This window comes from Streptomyces sp. NPDC058008 (genome assembly GCF_042886395.1).
GTDB lineage: Bacteria > Actinomycetota > Actinomycetes > Streptomycetales > Streptomycetaceae > Streptomyces.
In genome coordinates this window covers 370,910-390,558 of record NZ_JBHVQX010000001.1, presented here as the reverse complement: position 1 = coordinate 390,558, position 19,649 = coordinate 370,910, and the positions used below count along the sequence as shown (strand labels likewise).

Genomic DNA, 19,649 nt, shown 5'->3' with positions numbered 1-19,649 from the left:
GTCGGCGCCGGGACGACCATCACGGTCCGCCGCGACTGCCCGGGGGGGGCCGCCGCGCCCCCGGGCGGGGGGCGGGGGTCCTAGGACCCCGGACCTCGGCCGTCGCGTCTGCGACCATGGACGGGTGACAGAGATTCCGCGCGACACGCTTCAGGAGCAGACCTTCTACGAGCAGGTCGGCGGCGAGGAGACCTTCCGGCGCCTCGTCCACCGCTTCTACCAGGGCGTCGCGGACGACCCGCTGCTCCGGCCGATGTATCCGGAGGCGGACCTCGGCCCGGCCGAGGAACGGTTCGCGCTGTTCCTCATGCAGTACTGGGGCGGCCCTCGCACCTACAGCGACCGGCGGGGGCACCCGCGGCTGCGGATGCGGCACGCCCCGTTCCAGGTGGACAGGGCGGCGCACGACGCCTGGCTCGGCCACATGCGGGTGGCGCTCGACGAGCTCGGCCTCCCCGCGGAGCAGGAGCGGCAGTTGTGGGACTACCTCACCTACGCCGCCGCGTCGATGATCAACACCGCGGGCTGAATCCGTGCGCGGAATGCGGTGCGCCCCGGCCGCATAACGGTCACGATCCCATCAAGGTGCACCCCGGGGCGGTGTTCAGGGGCCCGTGCACTCTGAAAGCATCCGGTACACGCCGGGGGGCGTGCGGCTGCTGAGGTTCGGGGGATCAGGTGACAGGGTTCGTCCTTCTGCGGGTGCGCGCGCACCGGCTCCTGCTCACCGCCGCGGTCCTCGCCGTCCTGCTCACCACCTGTGTGCTGGCGGCGCTCACCGCGTTCTCCGGTTCCATGGGCGACGCCGCCCTGCGGCACACGCTCACCCACCGCTCCGCCGAGCAGGCCACCCTCTTCGTCTCCGCCGACGTGGACCGCGAGAAGCGCGAGGAGGCCGACGCCGCGGTGCGCCGGGCGGCCGGTGAGACGTTCGACGGGCTGCCGGTGACCGTGCGGAAGCTGGAGAGCTCGGGGGCGTACGCACTGCCGCGCGACCTCCAGGCACCCGCCGCGCAGCGGGGCCAGCCCGACCTGACGCACCTCGCCTCGCTCGACCGCAGCCGTGTCCGCCTCGTCGCGGGACGCATGCCGCAGGCCGGGGCGGGGAGTGCGGGGGATCCCGTGGGGGTGGCGCTGCCGCGCACCGCGGCCGAGGCGCTGAAGCTGGAGCCGGGCTCCCGTATCACGCTCACCGACCGGCTGACCGAGGCGCCGCTGCCGGTCGAGATCACCGGTCTGTACGAGGCGGCGGACCTGGACGACCCGTACTGGCGGCTGGACCCGCTCGGCGGCCGGGGCACCCGCAAGGTCGTCTTCACCACCTACGGCCCCCTGCTGGCCGACCCGGCCGTGCTGGCTTCCGGCCGGGTCGGCGCGGGTCCGGTGTCCTGGCTGGCCGCCGCGGACTTCGGGGCCGTGACGACCGGCCGGACCGACGCGCTGCGCCGGGCGGCGACGGACGGGCCGAAGGCGCTGTCCGCCTCCCCCCTGTTCGGGGACGGGGCGACGGTGCGGACCTCGCTTCCGACCGTCGTCGACCAGATCGAGCGGGCCCTGCTGGTGTCCCGTTCGACGATCATGATCGTCGCCGTGCAGCTGGTCCTGCTGGCCGGGTACGCCCTGCTGCTCGTGGCGAGGCTGCTGAGCAGCGAGCGCGGCGGCGAGAGCGAACTGCTGCGGGCCCGGGGCGCGTCCAGGGGCCGGATCGCCGCGCTCGCCTCGGCCGAGGCGCTGCTGCTCGCCGTGCCCGCCGCCGTCGTCGCGCCCCTGCTGGCGGGTCCGCTAACCCGGCTGCTGGCGGAGCGGAGCGAGCTCGGCCGGATCGGGCTGCGGCTGGACGGCGGGGTGGACGGCTCGGTCTGGCTGGTCGCGGGCGCCGTGGCGCTGGTCTGCGCGCTCGCCGTGGTGGCCCCCGCCCTGGCGGCGGGTGCCGGAGAGCGGCGGGGCGTCCGGGCCGCCGCGCTGCCCACGCCGGTGCGGGCGGGCGCCGACATCGGGCTGCTGCTGATCGCCGGGGTGGCGTACTGGCAGCTGGACCGGCAGACCGGGGCGTCCGGCGGCGGTGCGCTGAGCGGTGACCGGCAGGGCGAACTCGGCATCGATCCGCTGCTGGTCGCGGCTCCCGCGCTGGCCCTGCTCGCGGGCACGGTGCTGACCCTGCGTCTGCTCCCGCCCGCCGCCCGGCTCGCCGAGCGCCGGGCGGCGGGCGGCCGGGGGCTGTCCGCGGCCCTGGCGGGCTGGCAGTTCAGCCGCCGGCCGCTGCGGGGCGCCGGACCGGTTCTGCTGCTGGTCCTGTCGGTGGCGATGGGCATGCTCGCCATCGGCCAGAGCGCGTCCTGGGAGCGTTCGCAGGGCGACCAGGCGGACTTCAGGTCGGGTGCTTCGGTGCGCATGGCGGGCACGCCGTCCGGCGACCCGGCGAAGGCCGCCCCGTACACGGACCTTCCGGGGGTCCGGGAGGCGGCCCCGGCGTTCCGCACCACGGCCGACCTCTCGGGCGGGCGGACGGCCGAGGTGCTCGCCCTGGACACGGCGCACGCGGACGAGCGGATGCTGATGCGCGAGGACCTCGCCGGTACGTCACCACGGGCGCTGTTCGACGCCGTCGCCCCGCCGAGGACGGCGCGGACCGGGGCCGTCCTGCCCGAGGGCGGTGAGCGGGTGCTGTTCGACGTGCGGGTCCGTGACACCTCGGCGCCGGGCGGGGCGTCCCCGTCCGGCGCGACGGGGTCGGTCGGTGTGCTGCTGGAGGACCGCTACGGCATCGGCTACCGGGTCGGGGCGGGCTCCGTCCCCGTCGACGGCCGTACGCACACCCTGTCCTTCCCCGTGTCGGCGTCGGGCGGCCTGGCGGTGACGGGCTTCGAGCTGGACAGTGACGTGCCGGAAGGCCGCGCCGAGACCCGCCTGGTCTCCGTGACCGGGCTCCGGGCCCGCGCCGCGGACGGCGGCGAGCAGCCGGTCACCGATGCGGACGGGGTGCGCTGGGAGGCGGGGGCTGCCATGGCGGCGGCCGGGGAGGAACAGGCCGTGGAGCCGCCGGAGGCGGTGACGGGCTCGGGCGCCGCACCCGCCTTCCGGTACGGAACCGGCCACATCCCCACGGGCGCCGGCCCCTACGGCGACCCGGTCAGCACCCTGCGGATCACCGCGGTCCGCCCCGCGGCGCCCGCCCTGAAGGCGGTGGCCACCGACGCCTATCTGACGTACGCGGGCGCGCGGACCGGCCAGGAGATCGACCTCACGCTGGCGGGCAGCACGGTCCGGGTCACCCTGGTGAAGTCGGTACGACAGCTCCCGACCACCGGTCCCGGGGCGTCGGCCGGCGGGTCCGGGGCCGCCCCGCAGGAGTCGTCCGCGAAGCCGGGCGGCGCTCTGCTGCTGGACCTCAGGGCGGTGTCGGAGGTGCTCGCCCACCGGCAGGGCGCCACCCTCGCGCCGACCGAGTGGTGGCTGAGCACCGCGCCCGGCGGCGGCGCGGAACTGGCGGCGGCACTGCGCGCGCTGCCGGGCACCGATCCGGCGCAGGTGTCGGTGCGCGACGAGGTGGCGCGGGAGCTCGCGGACGACCCGCTGGGCGCGGGCCCGCAGTCCGCGCTGCTGGCCGTCGCCGTGGTGGCCGCCGCGCTGGCCGCGGTCGGGTTCGCCGTGGGGCTGATGGGCTCGCAGCGTGAACGGGCGGCCGAGTTCGCGGTGTTGCGGGCGCTGGGGGCGCCCCGCCGCCGGCTGGCCCGGATGATGGCCGCCGAACAGGGCGTCCTGATCACCTTGGCCCTGCTGATCGGCCTCGCCCTCGGGGCGGTGCTCACCCGGGCCGTCGTCCCGCTCGTCGTACTGACCGGGCAGGCCGCCAGACCCGTGCCGGACGTGCTGGTGCTGCTTCCCGCCGGGCAGGTCGCGGTCCTGCTCGCCGCGGTCGCCGCCCTGCCGCTGCTGATCGTCGCGGCGCTCGCACTGCGCGGTGCCGACCCCGCCGTGTCGCTGCGCCACCAGGGGGACAACTGACATGAACGCCGCCAAGATCCCCGCCGCCTGCGCCCCCTGGGTGCGTACGCGGCTGCGCACCGCCCCCGGCATCTCCGCCGCCCTGGCGGTCCTGGTGCTCGTGACCGCCTTCCTCGCCGCCGCGTTCCCGCGTTCCGTGGACGCGTACGAGACGGAGGCGCTGCGCCATGACGTCACCACCGCGCCGCCGGGGCAGAGCGTCCTGGAGGTGACGACGCTGCCGCCCGCGCTCGGGCAGCCGCCCTCGGTCCGGGAGGGCGCGGTGCGGGAGGCCGCGCTGGCGTCGGCCCACGGCGCGCTGGCCGGGGCGCTGCCCGGTCCGCTGCGCGCCGATGTGCCGCTGTCCTCGTACGGGGTGCACACCACCAAGCCCCTGGCCGCCGGTGAACCCTGGCTGCCGCGTCCCGACGCGGTACCGCCGCAGCTCACCTACGCCGCCCCGTCGGCGCTCGCCGACCACAGCACACTGCGGTCGGGGCGCTGGCCCGTGGCGCGGGGCACGGTGACGCTGGACACCCGTGAGGTGGAGGCGGCCGTCACCGAGGACACGGCGAGGGAGCTGAGGATCGAGCCGGGCTCCACCGTCGAGGTGCCCACCCAGCGCGGGGCACCCCTCACCGTACGTGTCACCGGCGTCGTCGCCCCGCTGCACCCGAAGAGCGGCTACTGGGCGATCGACCCGCTGCTCCGCGCCCCTTCCCTGGTCAGGGACCCCGGGGCCTCGACGCCTGTCTTCTACTGGCGGGGCACGCTGCTCCTGCCGCAGGACACCGGCCCGGCCCTGCTCGCCACCACCGGTGAACCGGAGATGTACTGGCGCCTCGCGCCGGACGCCTCGGACCTGACGGCGGCCGACGTGCCCGGGCTGGAGGCCGGCGTCGCGACCGTGGAGAACGGCCCCGGGCTGCTGGAGCTGCGCGACATCGCCGGTCCGAACACGACACTGACCACGGACCTCGACGCGATCCTGGACGCCTACTCCTCCACGCGGGCCGCCATCGGCCCCGTGGTCACCGTCGCCGCCGTGGGGATCGGCGCGGTGGCCGGCGTCGTCCTGCTGATGACGGGCGGTCTGATCAGCGCCCGCCGTCACCACGAACTCGCCCTGCTGCGCTCCCGGGGCGGCTCGCTGAGGGGTATCGGCGGGCGGCTGCTCGCCGAGACGGCGGTGGCCGTGGTGCCCGCCGCGGCGCTCGGCCTGCTGGCGGCGGTCCTGCTCGTCCGCGAGGCCCGCTTCCTGCCCGCCCTGGCGGGCGCCGCCGCCGTCGCGGCACTCGTCTGCGCGGTGCTGCCGCTGCGCACGGCGCTGCTCCACCGCAGGCCGCTGCTGCACGGCGACCGCGACGACGTGGTGGACGCCAGGCCCTCCCGGGGCCGTACGGTGGCCGAACTGACCCTGCTCGTCCTGGCGGCCGGCGCCGTCGCGGCGCTGCGCCGCCGGGGTACGTCGACGGAGACGGGCACCGATCTTCTGGTGAGCGCCGCCCCCGTCCTGGTGGGGCTGATCGCCGCGCTCGTCCTCGTCCGGCTGTACCCGCTGCCGCTGCGGCTGGCGGCCCGCCCCGTGGCGCGGCTGCGCGGGGCGGTCGGATTCCTGTCGCTGGCCCGCGCGGGCCGGGCCTCGTCGAGCGGCACGCTGCCCCTGCTGGCCCTGCTGATCGCGCTGACGACGGCGGCGTTCGGCGGTTCGGTGCTCGCGGGGGTCGCGGACGCGCGGGACGGAGCGGCGCTGCGGGCGGTCGGCGCGGACGCCAGGATCAGCGCGGAGGGCGCGCTGTCCCCGCTCTCCGACGGCTTCGTCCGCCGGGTGCGGGCCGTGGACGGCGTCGAGGACGTAGCGCCCGTACGCATCGAGTACGCGACCCCGCTCGCGGCGTCCGGGGACGTCAGGTCGGACACGAGGCGCGCCACCCTCATGGGCGTCGAGCCCGGCTCGTACGCGCGTCTGGCCCGCGGTACCGGGCTGCCGGACTTCCCCGCGGCCGTGCTCGGCAGCGGTCAGAGGCAGGACGGGGTGCTTCCCGCGGTCGCCTCGCCCGCGCTGGCGGAACGGCTCGGCGGGAAGCCGCACACCATCCGGTCGCAGGCCGGTGACATCAGGGTGCGGGTCGCCGCGGTGCTCGCCCGCACCTCGGCGGTGAGCGGTTCCGAGTTCCTCGTCGTCGACGCGCGGCGGCTCGCCGCGCCGGGGCCGACGACGCTGCTGGTCACCGGGGCCTCCCTCGACGGGCGGCAGTTGAGGGCCGCCGCGCGTGAGGCAGGGGCGGAGTCCGGGGTGCGGCTGCGGCCGGCGGAGCGCGCACGGTTCGTGGACACCCCGATGCAGTCGGGCGCCGAACGGATCTACGGGGCGGCCGTCGTGGCCGGTGCCGGGTACGCGCTCCTCGCCGTGCTCCTCTCCCTGCTGCGGACGGCTCCGGAGCGCGGCACACTCCTGGCCCGGCTGCGCACCATGGGGCTCACCACCCGGCAGGGGAGGCGGCTCCTCGCGTTCGAGGCGATGCCGCAGGCCCTGCTGGCCGCGGCCGGCGGGCTCCTCGTCGGCTGGGCGACGATCGCCCTGCTGGCACCCGGAATCGACCTGGGGGCGCTGGCGCTGGCGGGCGGCGACCCCTCGACACCGCACACCGCCTCGCTGCGGGCCGACCCCGCGTCGCTGGCGCTCCCGGCGGCCGGTGTGGTCGCCCTCGCCGCCGCCGTGGCCGGAATCCAGGCGTGGTGGGTGAGCCGCCGCGGCTCGATCAAGGAACTCAGGGCAGGAGACACCCGGTGACATCGTCGACAGAGACCACCCTGGCGGAACTCGAACAGCGGGCCGCCGCGCGCCGCGACCGGCCCTCGTACGGGCATGACGCCCTGATCGCGTGCGACCGGCTGGTGCGCGTCTTCTCCACGGACGGCGTGGAGGTGCAGGCGCTCCAGGGGCTCGATCTGCTGGTCACCGAGGGCGAGTTGATGGCGCTGGTCGGCGCCTCGGGCAGCGGGAAGTCGACGCTGATGAACATCCTGGCGGGCCTGGACGTCCCCACGGCCGGGTCGGCGAAGGTGGCCGGCTGCGACCTGCTGGCGATGGGGCAGAAGGAGCGGCTGCGCTACCGCCGTGACGTCGTCGGCTTCGTCTGGCAGCAGACCTCCCGCAACCTGCTGTCGTATCTGACCGCCGTGCAGAACATCACGCTCCCCATGCAGCTGCGCGGTCGCGGCCGTAACCGCGAACGGGCCGCGCGGGCCGAGTCGTTGCTGACGATGCTGGACGTCGCCGACTGCCGTGACCGGCGCCCCGCCCAGATGTCCGGCGGCCAGCAGCAGCGGGTGGCGATCGCCGTGGCCCTCGCCAACAACCCCTCGGTGCTGCTCGCCGACGAACCGACCGGCGAGCTGGACTCCGCGACCGGCGAGCAGGTGTTCGCCGCGTTCCGCCGGGCCAACGAGGAGCTCGGCACGACGATCGTGATCGTCACCCACGACCAGGCCGTGGCGAGCGAGGTGCGCCGTACGGTCGCGATCCGGGACGGCCGTACGTCCTCCGAGGTGCTGCGGCGCACCGAGGTGGACGCGGCGACGGGGCAGGAGTCCCAGGTGGCGCGGGAGTACGCGATGCTCGACCGGGCGGGCAGGCTGCAACTTCCGGCCGACTACACCGAGGCGCTGGGCATGGAGCACCGGGTGATGCTGGAGCTGGAGCGGGACCACATCGGGGTGTGGCCGGACGCACCGCGGGAGTAGGCCTCCGACGCCGGGGGCCCGGGGGCCCGGGGCGGTCTCAGACGGTCCCGACGGTCACGGCGAGCGTCCCGAGGCCGCCGCCCGCGCCCCGCAGGGCGATCGAGCCGAACGGGGTGCGCAGCCGCAGCCAGGAACCGGCCGTGAGCAGCGCGACCGGGAGGTCCGGCGCCTGGCGCAGGAAGCCGAGGGACTGGGCGGCGTGCACGGCGCGCAGCGGCAGCTCCGTCTCCCCCACCGTCCGGGACCAGATGTCGCGGCCGATCAGGTCGCGTTCCGCGCGGGTACGCCGGTCCTCGGGCAACGCCGCGTCACGGGACCGGAACTCGGCGACGGCGTCGGTGAGCCGGGTCCGCAGGTCGAGGGGGCCCGGCAGCCCGGCACGCTCCCGCCAGCCGCCGCGCGGCGGCAGCATCCCCGCCCAGGGCGGCCCGGTGACGGCGGCCGGCAGGACGCCCGCACCGGCGGAGTCCCCGTCGCCGTCCGTGTCCAGGGATTCGAGGAGTTCACCGGCCGAGACCGTGACGTCGAAGTCGTGGTCGCCGGACAGCCGGGCCGTCCGGATCGCGAGGACCTCGAAGGACGGCGGCCGGCCGAAGACGGCCAGCGCGCCGCCGCCCGCCTGGAGGCGGACGGCGGCGGCCCGGTCGTAGTGCAGCAGCCGGCCGAGGAAGGCGGCGAGGTCCGCCGCCTCCCTCGCGTCGGCGAACCGGAGCGGCCGTACGGGCACTGTCATGCGGCGGCGGGCTCCTGGTCGAGGTACTCCTGGAGGAAGAGCTTCTCCTCGGCGGTGATCCGCCGGGGCCGCTCCGCCGCCAGGTCGTAGGGCACGACGACCGTGGACGCCCGCACGTAGACCTGCTCGGGGTCCTTCACCTCGTACGCGATCGTCAGCGAGGCCGCACTGATCTTCGTGACCCAGGACTCGACGGTCACCGGCGCGTGCCGGTGGACCAGCGGGCGCACGTAGTCGATCTCGTGCCGGGCCACGACGGAACCGCCCGAGAAGGACGGCGAACCGTCCCCCGGCGCCAGCCGGAACATGAAGTCGATGCGCGCCTCCTCCAGGTAGCGGAGGAAGACCACGTTGTTCACGTGGCCGAAGGCATCCATGTCCGACCAGCGCATCGGGCAGCTGTAGATGTGACGGGCCAAGTCGATCAGCCTCGCGTGAGCTTCTTGTACGTGGCACGGTGCGGGCGGGCCGCGTCCGCGCCGAGGCGCTCGATCTTGTTCTTCTCGTACGACTCGAAGTTGCCCTCGAACCAGTACCAGGTGGAGTCGCCCTCGTACGCCAGGATGTGCGTGGCGACGCGGTCCAGGAACCAGCGGTCGTGGGAGATGACCACAGCGGCTCCCGGGAACTCCAGCAGCGCGTTCTCGAGCGAGGACAGGGTCTCGACGTCGAGGTCGTTGGTGGGCTCGTCGAGGAGCAGCAGGTTGCCGCCCTCCTTGAGCGTCAGCGCCAGGTTGAGGCGGTTGCGCTCACCACCGGACAGGACACCGGCCGGCTTCTGCTGGTCCGGGCCCTTGAAGCCGAACGCGGAGACGTACGCCCGCGAGGGCATCTCGACCTGGCCCACGTTGATGTAGTCCAGCTCGTCCGAGACGACGGCCCAGAGGGTCTTCTTCGGGTCGATGTTGGCGCGGGACTGGTCGACGTAGGAGATCTTGACCGTGTCGCCGACCTTGATGGAGCCGGAGTCGGGGGTCTCCAGGCCCTGGATCATCTTGAACAGCGTGGTCTTGCCCGCACCGTTCGGACCGATGACGCCGACGATGCCGTTGCGCGGCAGCGTGAACGAGAGGTTCTCGATGAGGACCTTGTCGCCGAAGGCCTTGGAGAGGTTCTCGACCTCGACGACGATGGACCCGAGCCGCGGGCCCGGCGGGATCTGGATCTCCTCGAAGTCCAGCTTCCGCATCTTGTCCGCCTCGGCCGCCATCTCCTCGTAACGGGCGAGACGTGCCTTGGACTTGGTCTGCCGGCCCTTGGCGTTGGAGCGGACCCACTCCAGCTCTTCCTTGAGCCGCTTGGCGCGCTTCTCGTCCTTGCGGCCCTCGACCTTGAGGCGGGTGGCCTTCTTGTCGAGGTAGGTGGAGTAGTTGCCCTCGTAGGGCAGGGCGCGGCCGCGGTCGAGCTCGAGGATCCACTCGGCGACGTTGTTCAGGAAGTACCGGTCGTGCGTGACGGCGACGACGGCGCCCGCGTACTTCGAGAGGTGCTGCTCCAGCCAGTTCACCGACTCGGCGTCGAGGTGGTTGGTGGGCTCGTCGAGGAGGAGCAGGTCCGGGGCCTCGATGAGCAGCTTGCAGAGCGCCACACGGCGCTTCTCGCCGCCGGAGAGGTTGTTGACGGGCCAGTCGCCGGGCGGGCAGCCCAGGGCGTCCATGGCCTGCTCCAGCTGGGCGTCGAGGTCCCACGCGTTGGCGTGGTCCAGGTCCTCCTGGAGCTTGCCCATCTCGTCCATGAGCGCGTCGGAGTAGTCGGTCGCCATGAGCTCGGCGACCTCGTTGAAGCGCTTGAGCTTGCCCATGATCTCGGCGGCGCCGTCCTGGACGTTCTCCAGCACGGTCTTGTTCTCGTCGAGCTTCGGCTCCTGCATGAGGATGCCGACGCTGAACCCGGGCGAGATGAAGGCGTCGCCGTTGGACGGCTGCTCCAGGCCCGCCATGATCTTCAGCACCGTGGACTTACCGGCACCGTTGGGCCCCACGACACCGATCTTCGCGCCGGGCAGGAAGTTCAGGTTGACGTCATCGAGAATCACCTTGTCGCCGTGCGCTTTGCGCGTCTTGCGCATGGTGTAGATGTACTCAGCCAAGAGAAACCGTCCGGCAGCAATAGAGGTGTGGGCAGATACACCCATCTTGCCTGACGTCCGTGCCCGGATGGAAACCCGTCCGGTCCCCGGTACGGGCCGGGCTCCTTGGCGTGGCCCGCCCGGCGGGGCCCGGGACACACGAAGGGCCTGGTACGGAGGTCCGTACCAGGCCCTTCACCGGCGCCTTCCCGCTGCGCCTGTGCTCAGTCACTCACCGCTGGTCTGCGGCTTCTTCCGGCGGAGCATGAAGACCGCGCCGCCGCCGAGGACGACGAGGGCGATGGCGACACCCGCGATGACGGGGGTGGCGCTGGAACCACCGGTCGCCGCGAGGTCACCCTCGGTGGCGGGGGTGCTGGTCGCCGGCGCGGGCGTGGGCTCGGAGCCGGTCTGCGTGGTGACGTCGTCACCCGGTGCGGGGGTGCCGGCGGTCTCGCAGTCCAGGACGCCCTTGAAGTTCTCGCTGAAGCCGCCGGGGCCGGTGATCGTGAAGTCGTAGGCCTCGTCCTCGCCGACCGGGATCGTCACGGTGCGGGTCTCACCGGCCGGGATGGTGTGCTCGGTGCCGGCCAGCTCGAAGGTGAACGGCTCGTCACCCGTGTTGCTCGCGGTGATGTCGACGCCGCCCTTGGCGCAGTTCTTCTGGGCGGTCACCGCGGGGACGGCACCCTTCTCGGCCCAGGTGGCGGTCGCCGTCGCGGAGACGGTCGACTCGCTGGAGCCGGCGAGGATCATCGTCTGGCTCTTGGTCAGCCCGGCGAAGACCCGGCCCACGGGCACGGAGGTCGAGGCCTGGACGGAGAACGAGGCGGAGCCGTCGGTGGCGTCCTCGGGGACGGAGAAGTACAGGTCGGAGCCGTCGGCGGCCTCGGTGACGGGCTTGCCGGCCTTGTCGGTGACCTGGACACCGCTGGCGGCGGCGTCGGCGGGCGGTGCCACCGAGACCTGGCCGGCGTCGGTGTGGACGGTGATCGGACCCAGCTTTTCACCGGCCTTGCCGGAGACCGCGGCCGGAGACAGCCCCACGGACGCCTTGGGCTCCGCGACGTTCTGGGCGTTCGCCTCGAGCCAGTCGGCGAGCTTCTCGGCGTTCGCGTCCTTGGCCGTCACGTCGGCCTTGTCCGAGAAACGCCAGATGGCGACCTGGGTGCCGGCGGCGGCGGTCTTCTCGTTGAGCGGGCCGGTGCCGGCCTTCTCGGCGAGCGCCGCGAAGTCGTTGACCTGCGGGTAGGAGTTCTGCAGGATCCAGCGCACCTTGCCGGCGTCCGCGTTGGCGCCGAGCGAGGACTGGTCCCAGGGGGTCTCCAGGTACTTCGCGCCGTCCTTGGTGGGCGTGTGGAAGTCGATGCAGTACGTCTGGATCGTGCCGCCGCCGTCGACCTTCATCTCGAACAGGCCGGCGGGCAGGTCCTGGGGCTTCTTGCCCTCACCGGTGTTGAGCTGGGCGGTGCCGTAGGTCTTCAGGCCGTCCAGGACGGCGACCGCCCCGCCCTGGTGCTGACCCGTCTCGTCCGCCGGCGCGGCCGTGGCGGCCGTCGCTCCGACGATCGTTCCCGCGGCGACCAGCCCGGTGGTCAGCACGGCGGCTGCCGCCCTGACCAGACCACGGCCGTGGCCCTTGCTCAGGGCTCCTGGGGAGCCCTCCATTGCCGCCGTCGACGACGAAGTGGACGCTGAAGACACAAAAAACACAGAATTCCCCTCCGGGCGAGACCTTCACGCTTGTGTCGCGTGTGGGAGGTGCCTCGCCAGCAAACTCAAGTGCCGCATGAGTACGGGGGAATCGTAAGGAGCGAGCGAAGGGGAATCCCCCGTCATGCCGTCAGATAAGCATTCCGACTCGTAATCGTTATAGCCCTGTTCGGCGCGCCCCCTCCCCTTCAGGACACGGATACCCTTGCTGTGGCCGGTTTCTGACGATGCGTGGGCGCCGTCAGGGAGGGATCGCCTCTGACCACCCTCCGGAACGCGGCCGTCCCCCTGGTCAGGTCGTGTCCCACCGCCACGGCGTCGATGTCCACCGAGGTCCTGCGCACGCCGTCCCGCTCCTCCTCGCGCACTTTCAGACGGCCGTGCACCACCAGCGGTTCCCCGACCGAGACGGAACCGGACAGATTCGCCGCGAGTGTCCGTCGTGCCCACACCGTGTAGAAGCCGGTGGCGCCGTCCGTCCAGACCTGCTGCTCCCGGTCCCAGCGCCGGGGTGTCACCGCCAGTCGGAATCGTGCCGTCGATCCCGTCGCCGTCTCCCGGAAGTCCACCGGGGTCGCCGCGTTTCCCACCAGCGTCACCATGGTCTCGTTCATTTCCCGCCCCCCGTTTCCCTGCCGCGTTCCGTCCCGCTGTCCGCCCTGCACCGATGCGGTGCGACGTCGCACGGTCCGGCGCGTGTGTCCGGTCCGCTGCGACCATGCTGGACGCGGACGGGGAATCCCGCCGGGGCCTGTGGATCAACCGCCGGTTGTGGAAAACTCCGTCACCGCCACATAGCGCTCCCGCACCTCGCGGTAGCGCGCCAGTTCCGCGGCCACGGGGTCGAGGACCCTGGCCCGGCCGCATCCGGCCGCGGCCTCGCGGAGCCGCCGTTCCGCCTCCTGCCCGTAGCGACGCGAGGGCCCCCGGGCCGCCGCCGCGCACGACCACTCCACCAGCGGCCCGCCGACCACTCCGGCCAGCATGAGCAGGGCCGGGGTGAGCAGACCGGGTTCGAGTACGCCCACGATCTGGCCGAGCAGCCACAGCCCTCCGAAGATCTGGAGCAACGTCATCGAGGCCTGCGCGAGCACCGCCGCAGGCCACCATGCCGGGCGCGGCGGCCTGCCCCCACGGCCGCCCGGGGTCCCGGCCGCAGGAGCGGAGCCCCTGCCCGCCGTGGCGGACCCCCGCCTGCCCCGTCCGGTCGCCGTCCCGCGTCCGTCCGGGTCCGCCGCGGCGGCGGTGGCCCCGCGGCCCCGGCCCGCTCCGTTGTGCGCGTTCCGTGAGAGCTCGTCGAGCGCTTCGGGGAGCCCCTTCGCCCCGTTCACCGCCGCCTCGCGCACGGCCTGCGCCCACGGCGCGGGCAGCCCGTCCACCGCGTCGTCGGCCAGCTTCCGTACGGCCTGCTCCACCCGCTGCCGGGCGGTCAGCTCCTCCTCCGGCGGCGCGAGCACCTGCGCCATCAGGTCGAGGCCGCCCAGCTGCCGGGTGGACTCGTACCAGCGCCAGAGCCGCAGCCAGGGCGTGCCGCAGGCCCGGCCCGCGTTCCTGCGCCACTCGCGCTCGGCGGCCTGCCCGGCCGTCGCCGCTCCGACGGCTTCCGCGAGGCGGTCGGTGAACTCCTCGCGGGTGCGCTCGCCCAGTCCGGGCCGGCCCTCGGCGACGTACACCGGCCGGAGCCGGGCGGCGGCGGCGTCCACGTCGGCGGAGAGCCGGCGCGCCGCCGCCGTACGGTCCTGGACGAACCTGCCGAGCAGCTCGCGCAGGTCGCCGACCCCGGCCCCGGTGAGCGCCGACAGGGACATGACCGTGGCGCCCGGCTCGCCGTGCTCCCCCACGGCCATGCCGTCCTCGTCGAGCAGCCGGCGCAGGTCGTCCAGGACCAGGTCGGCGGCCTCGGCGGAGAGCCGGTCGATCTGGTTGAGCACGACGAAGGAGACCTCGGCGTGCCCGGCGAGCGGCCGCAGATAGCGTTCGTGCAGGGCCGCGTCCGCGTACTTCTCCGGATCGACGACCCAGATCACCGCGTCGACCAGGGCCAGCACCCGGTCCACCTGCTCCCGGTGGCCGGTGGCCGCCGAGTCGTGGTCGGGCAGGTCCACCAGGACGAGGCCTTGCAGCGCCTCGTCGGCCGCCGTGCCGCCCTGCACCGGCCTGCGCCGGAGCCGCCCGGGGATGGCCAGCCGGTCGAGCAGCCCGGCGGCGCCGTCGGTCCAGCTGCACGCGATGGGCGCCGAGGTGGTCGGCCGGCGCAGCCCGGTGTCGGAGATCTGGACTCCCGCGAGCGTGTTGAAGAGGGTGGACTTCCCGCTCCCGGTGGCCCCCGCGACGGCGACCACGGTGTGCCGGGAGGAGAGCCGCTGGCGGGCCGACGCCTCGTCGAGGACGCGCCCCGCCTCGGCCAGCGTGTCCCCGTCGAGGCGGGCACGGGAGAGCCCGACCAGTTCACGCAGCGCGTCCAGCCGAGGACGGAGGGGGCTGCCGGGCGGCCCGTACGCCTCGACCTGGGGCCCCTGGACGTCGGGTTCGTCCCGGGGGGCCTGCCCGGCCCCGGCGCCCTCCTTCACGGAGCCGGCGGCGCGGCGCGCGATCAGCCCGTCGTCCCAGCGCCGCCCGTCGTCCCCCGGGGTCCGCGCCGTGTCCTCGCGCTCCGGTCCCTGTCCGTGGTCCCGGCCCTGCTCAGTGACGGCAGTCATCGCTGCCACCTCTCCTTCTGAAGTACGGACAGCGCGGCGATGAGTTCGGCCTGGGGTTCGGGGGCGACCTCGAGCGCGTCCAGCGGGGCGAGCCGGCGGTCGCGCTCACCGTGCACGACCTGGTCCAGGCAGTCGGTGAGCAGGGCCCCTCCCTTGTCGCGGAGGCGCAGCGCCCCCTGGGCGCCGATGCGTTCGGCGAGCTGCTCCCCCGCCCCCTTGGCACGGCGTCCGCCGAGGAGGGCCGCGGCCAGCAGCGCCGCCACCGTCTCGGCGTCGGGCGCGGCACTGCGTTCGAGCAGCCGCGCCTCCTCCTCGGCCAGTTCCTCCAGGACGCGCCGCCAGCGCCGTACGGCCATGCCGATGCGGCCCTGGATGTCCTCGGCGGGACCCCAGCCGCCCGCCTCCCGGCCGACGTCCTCGAACCGGAAGTTCCCGGCGGCGGGCTCGCGCTGCCAGGTCGTACGGATCTGCTCGTCGGAGGCGGCCACGGCGCACTGCAACAGGGCCACCAGGCTCTCCACGAGTGCGTCCAGCAGTTCTCCCGCGGTGCTGTAGAGCGGGTAGCCGCGCCACCGGGTCCGGGCGCCGCCGGCGAGCACCGCACCGTTCTGGAGCCTCCGCCGCACCCGGGCCAGCTCCTTGCCGTACGCCTCCTCGACCACCCCGGTCAGCCGCACGGCCGCGGCGTACTGCGCGGCCACCGCCCCGGCGAGCTCGGGCATCCGTACGGCGAGCGAGTCGATGACCCCCGACGCCGTGCGTCCCACGGCCTGCTGACGGGCCGCCGGGTCCTGCGCCCGGTGGGTGAGCCAGGCCCGCAGGGGTGCGACGGCGGTGGTGGGCAGCAGTCCGCTGCCACCGCCCGCCGACTCGGGCAGCTCCGGGATGGTGAAGCGGGGCACCTCGCCGAGCCCGGCCCGGGTGAGGAGGGCGGCGTACTGCCGGGACACCTCGGCGATCACCTGGTGCGGAACCCGGTCCAGGACGGTGACCAGGGAGGCGTCGTACTCCTTGGCGGTGCGCAGCAGGTGCCACGGGACGGCGTCGGCGTACCGGGACGCGGTGGTCACCATGACCCAGACGTCGGCGGCGCAGATGAGTTCGGCGGCCAGGACCCGGTTGCGTACGACGAGCGAGTCGATGTCGGGGGCGTCCAGGAGCGCGAGGCCCCGGGGCAGGGTCGCCGCGGTCTCGACGCGCAGCACGGTGTCGTCGCGGTTCCCGCGGGCCCCGGGGTGGTCGAGTCCGTCCGGGTCCGCGACCTGCCCCGGGGGCAGCCACACGCGCGTCAGCTGCGGCAGCACCCGGACACCGGCGAACCAGTGGTGGTCGTCGGGGTGACAGACGAGCACGGGGGTCCGTGTGGTCGGGCGCAGCACACCGGCCTCACTGACCCGGCACCCCACCAGCGAGTTGACGAGCGTCGACTTGCCCGCGCCGGTGGATCCGCCGATCACCGCGAGCAGCGGCGCCTCGGGGTCCTTGAGCCGCGGAACGAGGTAGTCGTCGAGCTGGGCGAGCAGTTCGGTCCGCGTCTGCCGGGCGCGCGGGGCCCCCGGCAGCGGAAGTGGAAGACGCACGGCAGCGACACGGTCGCGCAGGGCGGAAAGTGCGTCGATGAGCTGGGGCCGTACATCCATGGTTACCACATGTGCAGAATGCCCAATTTTGGAGCCTTTTTGAAGCGTATAGGCCTTTCTGCGCGGCGGATCCACCCCGGGGGACAGAGGGGACGAGTGGGGCGCAGGCATAACGAGTGCACAACACCCGGGGCGTGAGGCGCCAAAAGCGGTGCACGAATCGCACCCACCTGCGATTATCGGTTCGCTTCACCGAACCTCCACATCGTGCCACGCAGGTGAAGCAACCGGGACGAGGCGATCTGAGCCCTATCCTTGTCCCGGCAAGGTCACGGATGGCTTGAACCATCGCCCTCCGGGACACCAGGCTGACACCCGGCCCCCGTAGCTCAGTGGATAGAGCAGGCGCCTTCTAAGCGCTTGGCCGCAGGTTCGAGTCCTGCCGGGGGCGCTCCGCCGCACCACGTCGGGCCCTCCTCCGGGAGGGCCTTCCGCGCGTCCAGGGGCACCGTAGCGAGTGCGGCGTAGTGCGGGCGTAAACACCGCGGTCCGTCCGGGCGTTCAGGAGGCACGCGGCCAAGGCCCGCCCACCGGCCGTCCGAGCAGGGCCGGCACGTCGGCGAACGAGTCCACCACGTGGTCCGGGGCGCCGTCGGCGTCCGCGAGGGTTTCGGGCCGGTACTTGCCCGTTCTGACCAACACCCCGGTGATGCCGTGGCGCTGGGCGGCCAGCACGTCCGTCTCGATGTCGTCCCCCACCATCGCCGTACGGGCGGGGTCGGCGCCGAGGCGCGTCAACGCGGCGGCGAAGAACGCGCCGGACGGCTTGCCGGTGACGACGGCCTCGGTGCGGGCCGCGCGTTCCAGGCCGAGGAGGAAGGCGCCGGTGTCGAGGTCGAGTCCGCCGGCGGTACGCCAGTACAGGTTGCGGTGCATCGCCACGAGGGCCGCGCCCCGCCGGACGAGGCGGAAGGCGCGGTTGAGCGCCGCGTAGGTGAAGGCTCCGCCCGCCCCGCCGAGCACGACGACGTCCGGCGCGGCCCCCTCGCCGTCCTCCTCCTCGACGAGGGTCACCCCGGACAGGTCGGCCCGTACGTCGCCCGTGTTGATCAGCAGGCAGCGGGCTCCCGGGTGGTGCTCGCGCAGGTGTGCGGCGGTGACGGCCGGTGCCGTGAGGATGTCGTCCGCGCCGACCGGGAAGCCCGCGTCGGCGAGCCGTCCGGCGATCGCGGCACGCGTGCGCGACGTGGTGTTGGTGACGAGCGCCAGGGGCACTCCCGCGGCCCGCAGCCGCTCCATGGCCTCGACGGCACCGGGCAGCGGCTCCCAGGACACGGTGAGTACGCCGTCGATGTCGATCAGGACCGCGCCGGTTCGCTCCATACGACCGACCGTCCCCGACTTGCCGAACCGGCGCAAATGGGATTGTTTCGAAGGTGGGGGTGCGCGTGTGTGTTCCGCCCCTCCCCGCTCTGTTGGAGGTGAACCACCGTGCTGTTCACCGACCGCACGGATGCCGGCCGACGGCTGGCCCCGGCCCTGAGGCACCTGGAAAGACGCGACCCCGTCGTCCTGGCACTGCCGCGTGGCGGGGTCCCGGTGGCGTACGAGGTGGCGCGGGCCCTCGGTAGCCCGCTCGACGTGATCGTGGTCCGCAAACTCGGGGTGCCGTACCACCCGGAGCTGGGGTTCGGTGCCATCGGCGAGGGCGGGGTGCGGGTCATCAGCGACGAGATCGTCCGCCGCGCCGGGGTCCGGGAGGAGGATCTCGCGTCCGTCGAACGCGCCGAGGGGGCGGAGCTCGTCCGCCGGGCGCACGCCTACCGGGAGGGCCGGCCGCGCCTGCCGCTGGAGGGGCGGACGGTCATCGTGGTGGACGACGGGGTGGCCACCGGGGCGACCGCGAGGGCCGCCTGCCGGGTGGTGCGGGAGCAGGGCGCCGCCCACGTCGTCCTGGCCGTGCCGGTCGCGTCGCCGGACGTCGCGGACGGGCTGCGCGAAGACGCCGACGACGTCGTGTGCCTCTCGACGCCGAGCCTCTTCTCCGCCGTCGGTGAGTGGTACCGGGACTTCTCCCAGACCTCCGACGAGGAGGTCGTCTCCCTGCTGGCGCGGGCCTCGGGGAACACCGACACGGCCCGGACGGTCGAGGTGGACGCGGGCGGGGTGCCCCTCCAGGGGGACCTGGTGCTCCCCGGGGGCGCCGGGGCCGTCGTGGTGTTCGCCCACGGCTCGGGCAGCAGCCGCCACAGCCCGCGCAACCGCGCGGTGGCCGCGGAGCTGAACCGCGCCGGCCTGGGCACCCTGCTCTTCGACCTGCTCACGCCCGGGGAGGAGGTGTACCGCGCCAACGTCTTCGACATCGCCCTGCTGGCCGGGCGGCTGGCGGACACCACCCGCTGGCTCAGGCGCCGTGTGTCGCTCCCGGTCGGCTCGTTCGGGGCGAGCACGGGTGCGGCGGCGGCGCTGCGGGCCGCCGCCGCGGCGGACTCGGGTGTCGGCGCGGTCGTCTCCCGTGGCGGGCGCCCCGACCTGGCCGGGGCCGACCTCTCCGGGGTACGGGCGCCCACCCTGCTTATCGTGGGCGGCGAGGACACGACGGTGCTCGGCCTCAACCGGCAGGCGCAGGCGGCGCTGTACTGCGAGAACCGGCTGGAGATCGTCCCGGGCGCGACGCACCTGTTCGAGGAACCCGGTGCCATGGACCGGGTCGCCGGCCTGGCACGCGACTGGTTCACGACGCACCTCCTCGGGAAGCCGGACCCGGAACCGGCGCCCTGAAGTCCGGGGCCCGGGGGCGCGGTCCTCGGAAAGCCGTACACGGAACCGGCGCCCGGAACCGGCGCCCTGGGGTCCGGGGGCCGCAGGGCCCCCGGTCGCGAGAAGCCGTGCCAGGAACCAGCGCCCTGGGGCCCGGGGGCCGGGCCCGGGGCGCGGTCCTCGGGGCGCCGTCCCTGGAACCGGGGCCCTGGGCTCCAGGTCCCGGCCGGCGGGCACTTCCCAGGCCCGGCACCCCTTGAACGCCGGGGCTCATGAGGCCCCCGAGGTCCCCGAGACCCTTAAGGCCGTTGAGGCCCTTGAGGTCGTTGAGACCCCTGAGGTCGTCCACCAACAGCAGCGGCCCC

General features: G+C 74.1%; 13 protein-coding genes and 1 tRNA gene. 6 read left to right on the top strand and 8 right to left on the bottom strand.

Annotated features, from left to right (window positions below; genetic code table 11):
- Positions 1–124: 124 nt before the first annotated feature.
- The 4 genes from ACFVS9_RS01610 to ACFVS9_RS01595 all read left to right on the top strand — a co-directional run bounded on the left by ACFVS9_RS01610 (position 125) and on the right by ACFVS9_RS01595 (position 7,731).
- A complete protein-coding gene (locus ACFVS9_RS01610; protein WP_383117554.1) occupies positions 125–529 on the top strand; it encodes a globin in 405 nt (134 codons plus the stop codon).
- Positions 530–678: 149 nt separating this feature from the next.
- Complete coding sequence (locus ACFVS9_RS01605; RefSeq protein ID WP_389929410.1) at positions 679–4,005, top strand: FtsX-like permease family protein; 3,327 nt, start codon at positions 679–681, stop codon at positions 4,003–4,005.
- 1 nt (position 4,006) lies between these two features.
- A complete protein-coding gene (locus ACFVS9_RS01600; protein WP_389929408.1) occupies positions 4,007–6,778 on the top strand; it encodes an ABC transporter permease in 2,772 nt (923 codons plus the stop codon).
- The gene (locus ACFVS9_RS01595; RefSeq protein ID WP_383113853.1) at positions 6,775–7,731 is read left to right on the top strand and encodes an ABC transporter ATP-binding protein; all 957 of its coding nucleotides are present in this window, start codon (positions 6,775–6,777) and stop codon (positions 7,729–7,731) included. The genes ACFVS9_RS01600 and ACFVS9_RS01595 overlap by 4 nt, the downstream gene beginning before the upstream one ends.
- Before the next feature lie 37 nt (positions 7,732–7,768).
- Here ACFVS9_RS01595 and ACFVS9_RS01590 read toward each other — a convergent pair whose 3' ends face one another.
- The 7 genes from ACFVS9_RS01590 to ACFVS9_RS01560 form a co-directional block, all read right to left on the bottom strand.
- Positions 7,769–8,464, bottom strand: coding sequence for a hypothetical protein (locus ACFVS9_RS01590; protein WP_389929406.1), 696 nt, complete (start codon positions 8,462–8,464; stop codon positions 7,769–7,771).
- A complete protein-coding gene (locus tag ACFVS9_RS01585; RefSeq protein WP_383113855.1) occupies positions 8,461–8,883 on the bottom strand; it encodes an acyl-CoA thioesterase in 423 nt (140 codons plus the stop codon). Before ACFVS9_RS01585 ends, ACFVS9_RS01590 begins: the two co-directional genes overlap by 4 nt.
- A 5-nt stretch (positions 8,884–8,888) precedes the next feature.
- Positions 8,889–10,553 (bottom strand): energy-dependent translational throttle protein EttA, encoded by a 1,665-nt coding sequence (gene ettA, locus ACFVS9_RS01580; protein WP_383113856.1) that lies wholly within the window; start codon positions 10,551–10,553, stop codon positions 8,889–8,891.
- A gap of 207 nt (positions 10,554–10,760) precedes the next feature.
- A complete protein-coding gene (locus ACFVS9_RS01575; protein WP_383113857.1) occupies positions 10,761–12,200 on the bottom strand; it encodes a Cys-Gln thioester bond-forming surface protein in 1,440 nt (479 codons plus the stop codon).
- Between the two features lie 233 nt (positions 12,201–12,433).
- A complete protein-coding gene (locus ACFVS9_RS01570; protein ID WP_383113858.1) occupies positions 12,434–12,859 on the bottom strand; it encodes a single-stranded DNA-binding protein in 426 nt (141 codons plus the stop codon).
- Positions 12,860–13,003: 144 nt separating this feature from the next.
- A complete protein-coding gene (locus ACFVS9_RS01565; protein WP_389929403.1) occupies positions 13,004–14,944 on the bottom strand; it encodes a GTPase in 1,941 nt (646 codons plus the stop codon).
- Complete coding sequence (locus tag ACFVS9_RS01560; protein ID WP_383113860.1) at positions 14,941–16,584, bottom strand: dynamin family protein; 1,644 nt, start codon at positions 16,582–16,584, stop codon at positions 14,941–14,943. Before ACFVS9_RS01560 ends, ACFVS9_RS01565 begins: the two co-directional genes overlap by 4 nt.
- 318 nt (positions 16,585–16,902) lie before the next feature.
- Here ACFVS9_RS01560 and ACFVS9_RS01555 point away from each other — a divergent pair.
- A tRNA-Arg gene (locus ACFVS9_RS01555) sits at positions 16,903–16,975 on the top strand.
- Positions 16,976–17,085: 110 nt separating this feature from the next.
- Here ACFVS9_RS01555 and ACFVS9_RS01550 read toward each other — a convergent pair.
- Positions 17,086–17,907 carry an HAD-IIA family hydrolase gene (locus ACFVS9_RS01550; RefSeq protein ID WP_389929401.1) on the bottom strand — a complete coding sequence of 274 codons (822 nt, stop codon included), beginning with the start codon at positions 17,905–17,907 and terminating at the stop codon, positions 17,086–17,088.
- A gap of 108 nt (positions 17,908–18,015) precedes the next feature.
- On the opposite strand from ACFVS9_RS01550, the gene ACFVS9_RS01545 reads away from it, so the two are divergent.
- The gene (locus ACFVS9_RS01545) at positions 18,016–19,305 is read left to right on the top strand and encodes a phosphoribosyltransferase family protein (protein WP_389929399.1); all 1,290 of its coding nucleotides are present in this window, start codon (positions 18,016–18,018) and stop codon (positions 19,303–19,305) included.
- Positions 19,306–19,649 lie beyond the last annotated feature (344 nt).

Excerpts from the sequence above, each read along its gene's own strand:
- ACFVS9_RS01600 (WP_389929408.1), top strand. The coding sequence starts at position 4,007 with ATGAACGCCGCCAAGATCCCCGCCGCCTGCGCCCCCTGGGTGCGTACG.
- ACFVS9_RS01590 (WP_389929406.1), bottom strand. The coding sequence starts at position 8,464 with ATGACAGTGCCCGTACGGCCGCTCCGGTTCGCCGACGCGAGGGAGGCG.
- ACFVS9_RS01560 (WP_383113860.1), bottom strand. The coding sequence starts at position 16,584 with ATGGATGTACGGCCCCAGCTCATCGACGCACTTTCCGCCCTGCGCGAC.
- ACFVS9_RS01575 (WP_383113857.1), bottom strand. The coding sequence starts at position 12,200 with ATGGAGGGCTCCCCAGGAGCCCTGAGCAAGGGCCACGGCCGTGGTCTG.
- ACFVS9_RS01570 (WP_383113858.1), bottom strand. The coding sequence starts at position 12,859 with ATGAACGAGACCATGGTGACGCTGGTGGGAAACGCGGCGACCCCGGTG.
- ACFVS9_RS01565 (WP_389929403.1), bottom strand. The coding sequence starts at position 14,944 with ATGACTGCCGTCACTGAGCAGGGCCGGGACCACGGACAGGGACCGGAG.
- ACFVS9_RS01550 (WP_389929401.1), bottom strand. The coding sequence starts at position 17,907 with ATGGAGCGAACCGGCGCGGTCCTGATCGACATCGACGGCGTACTCACC.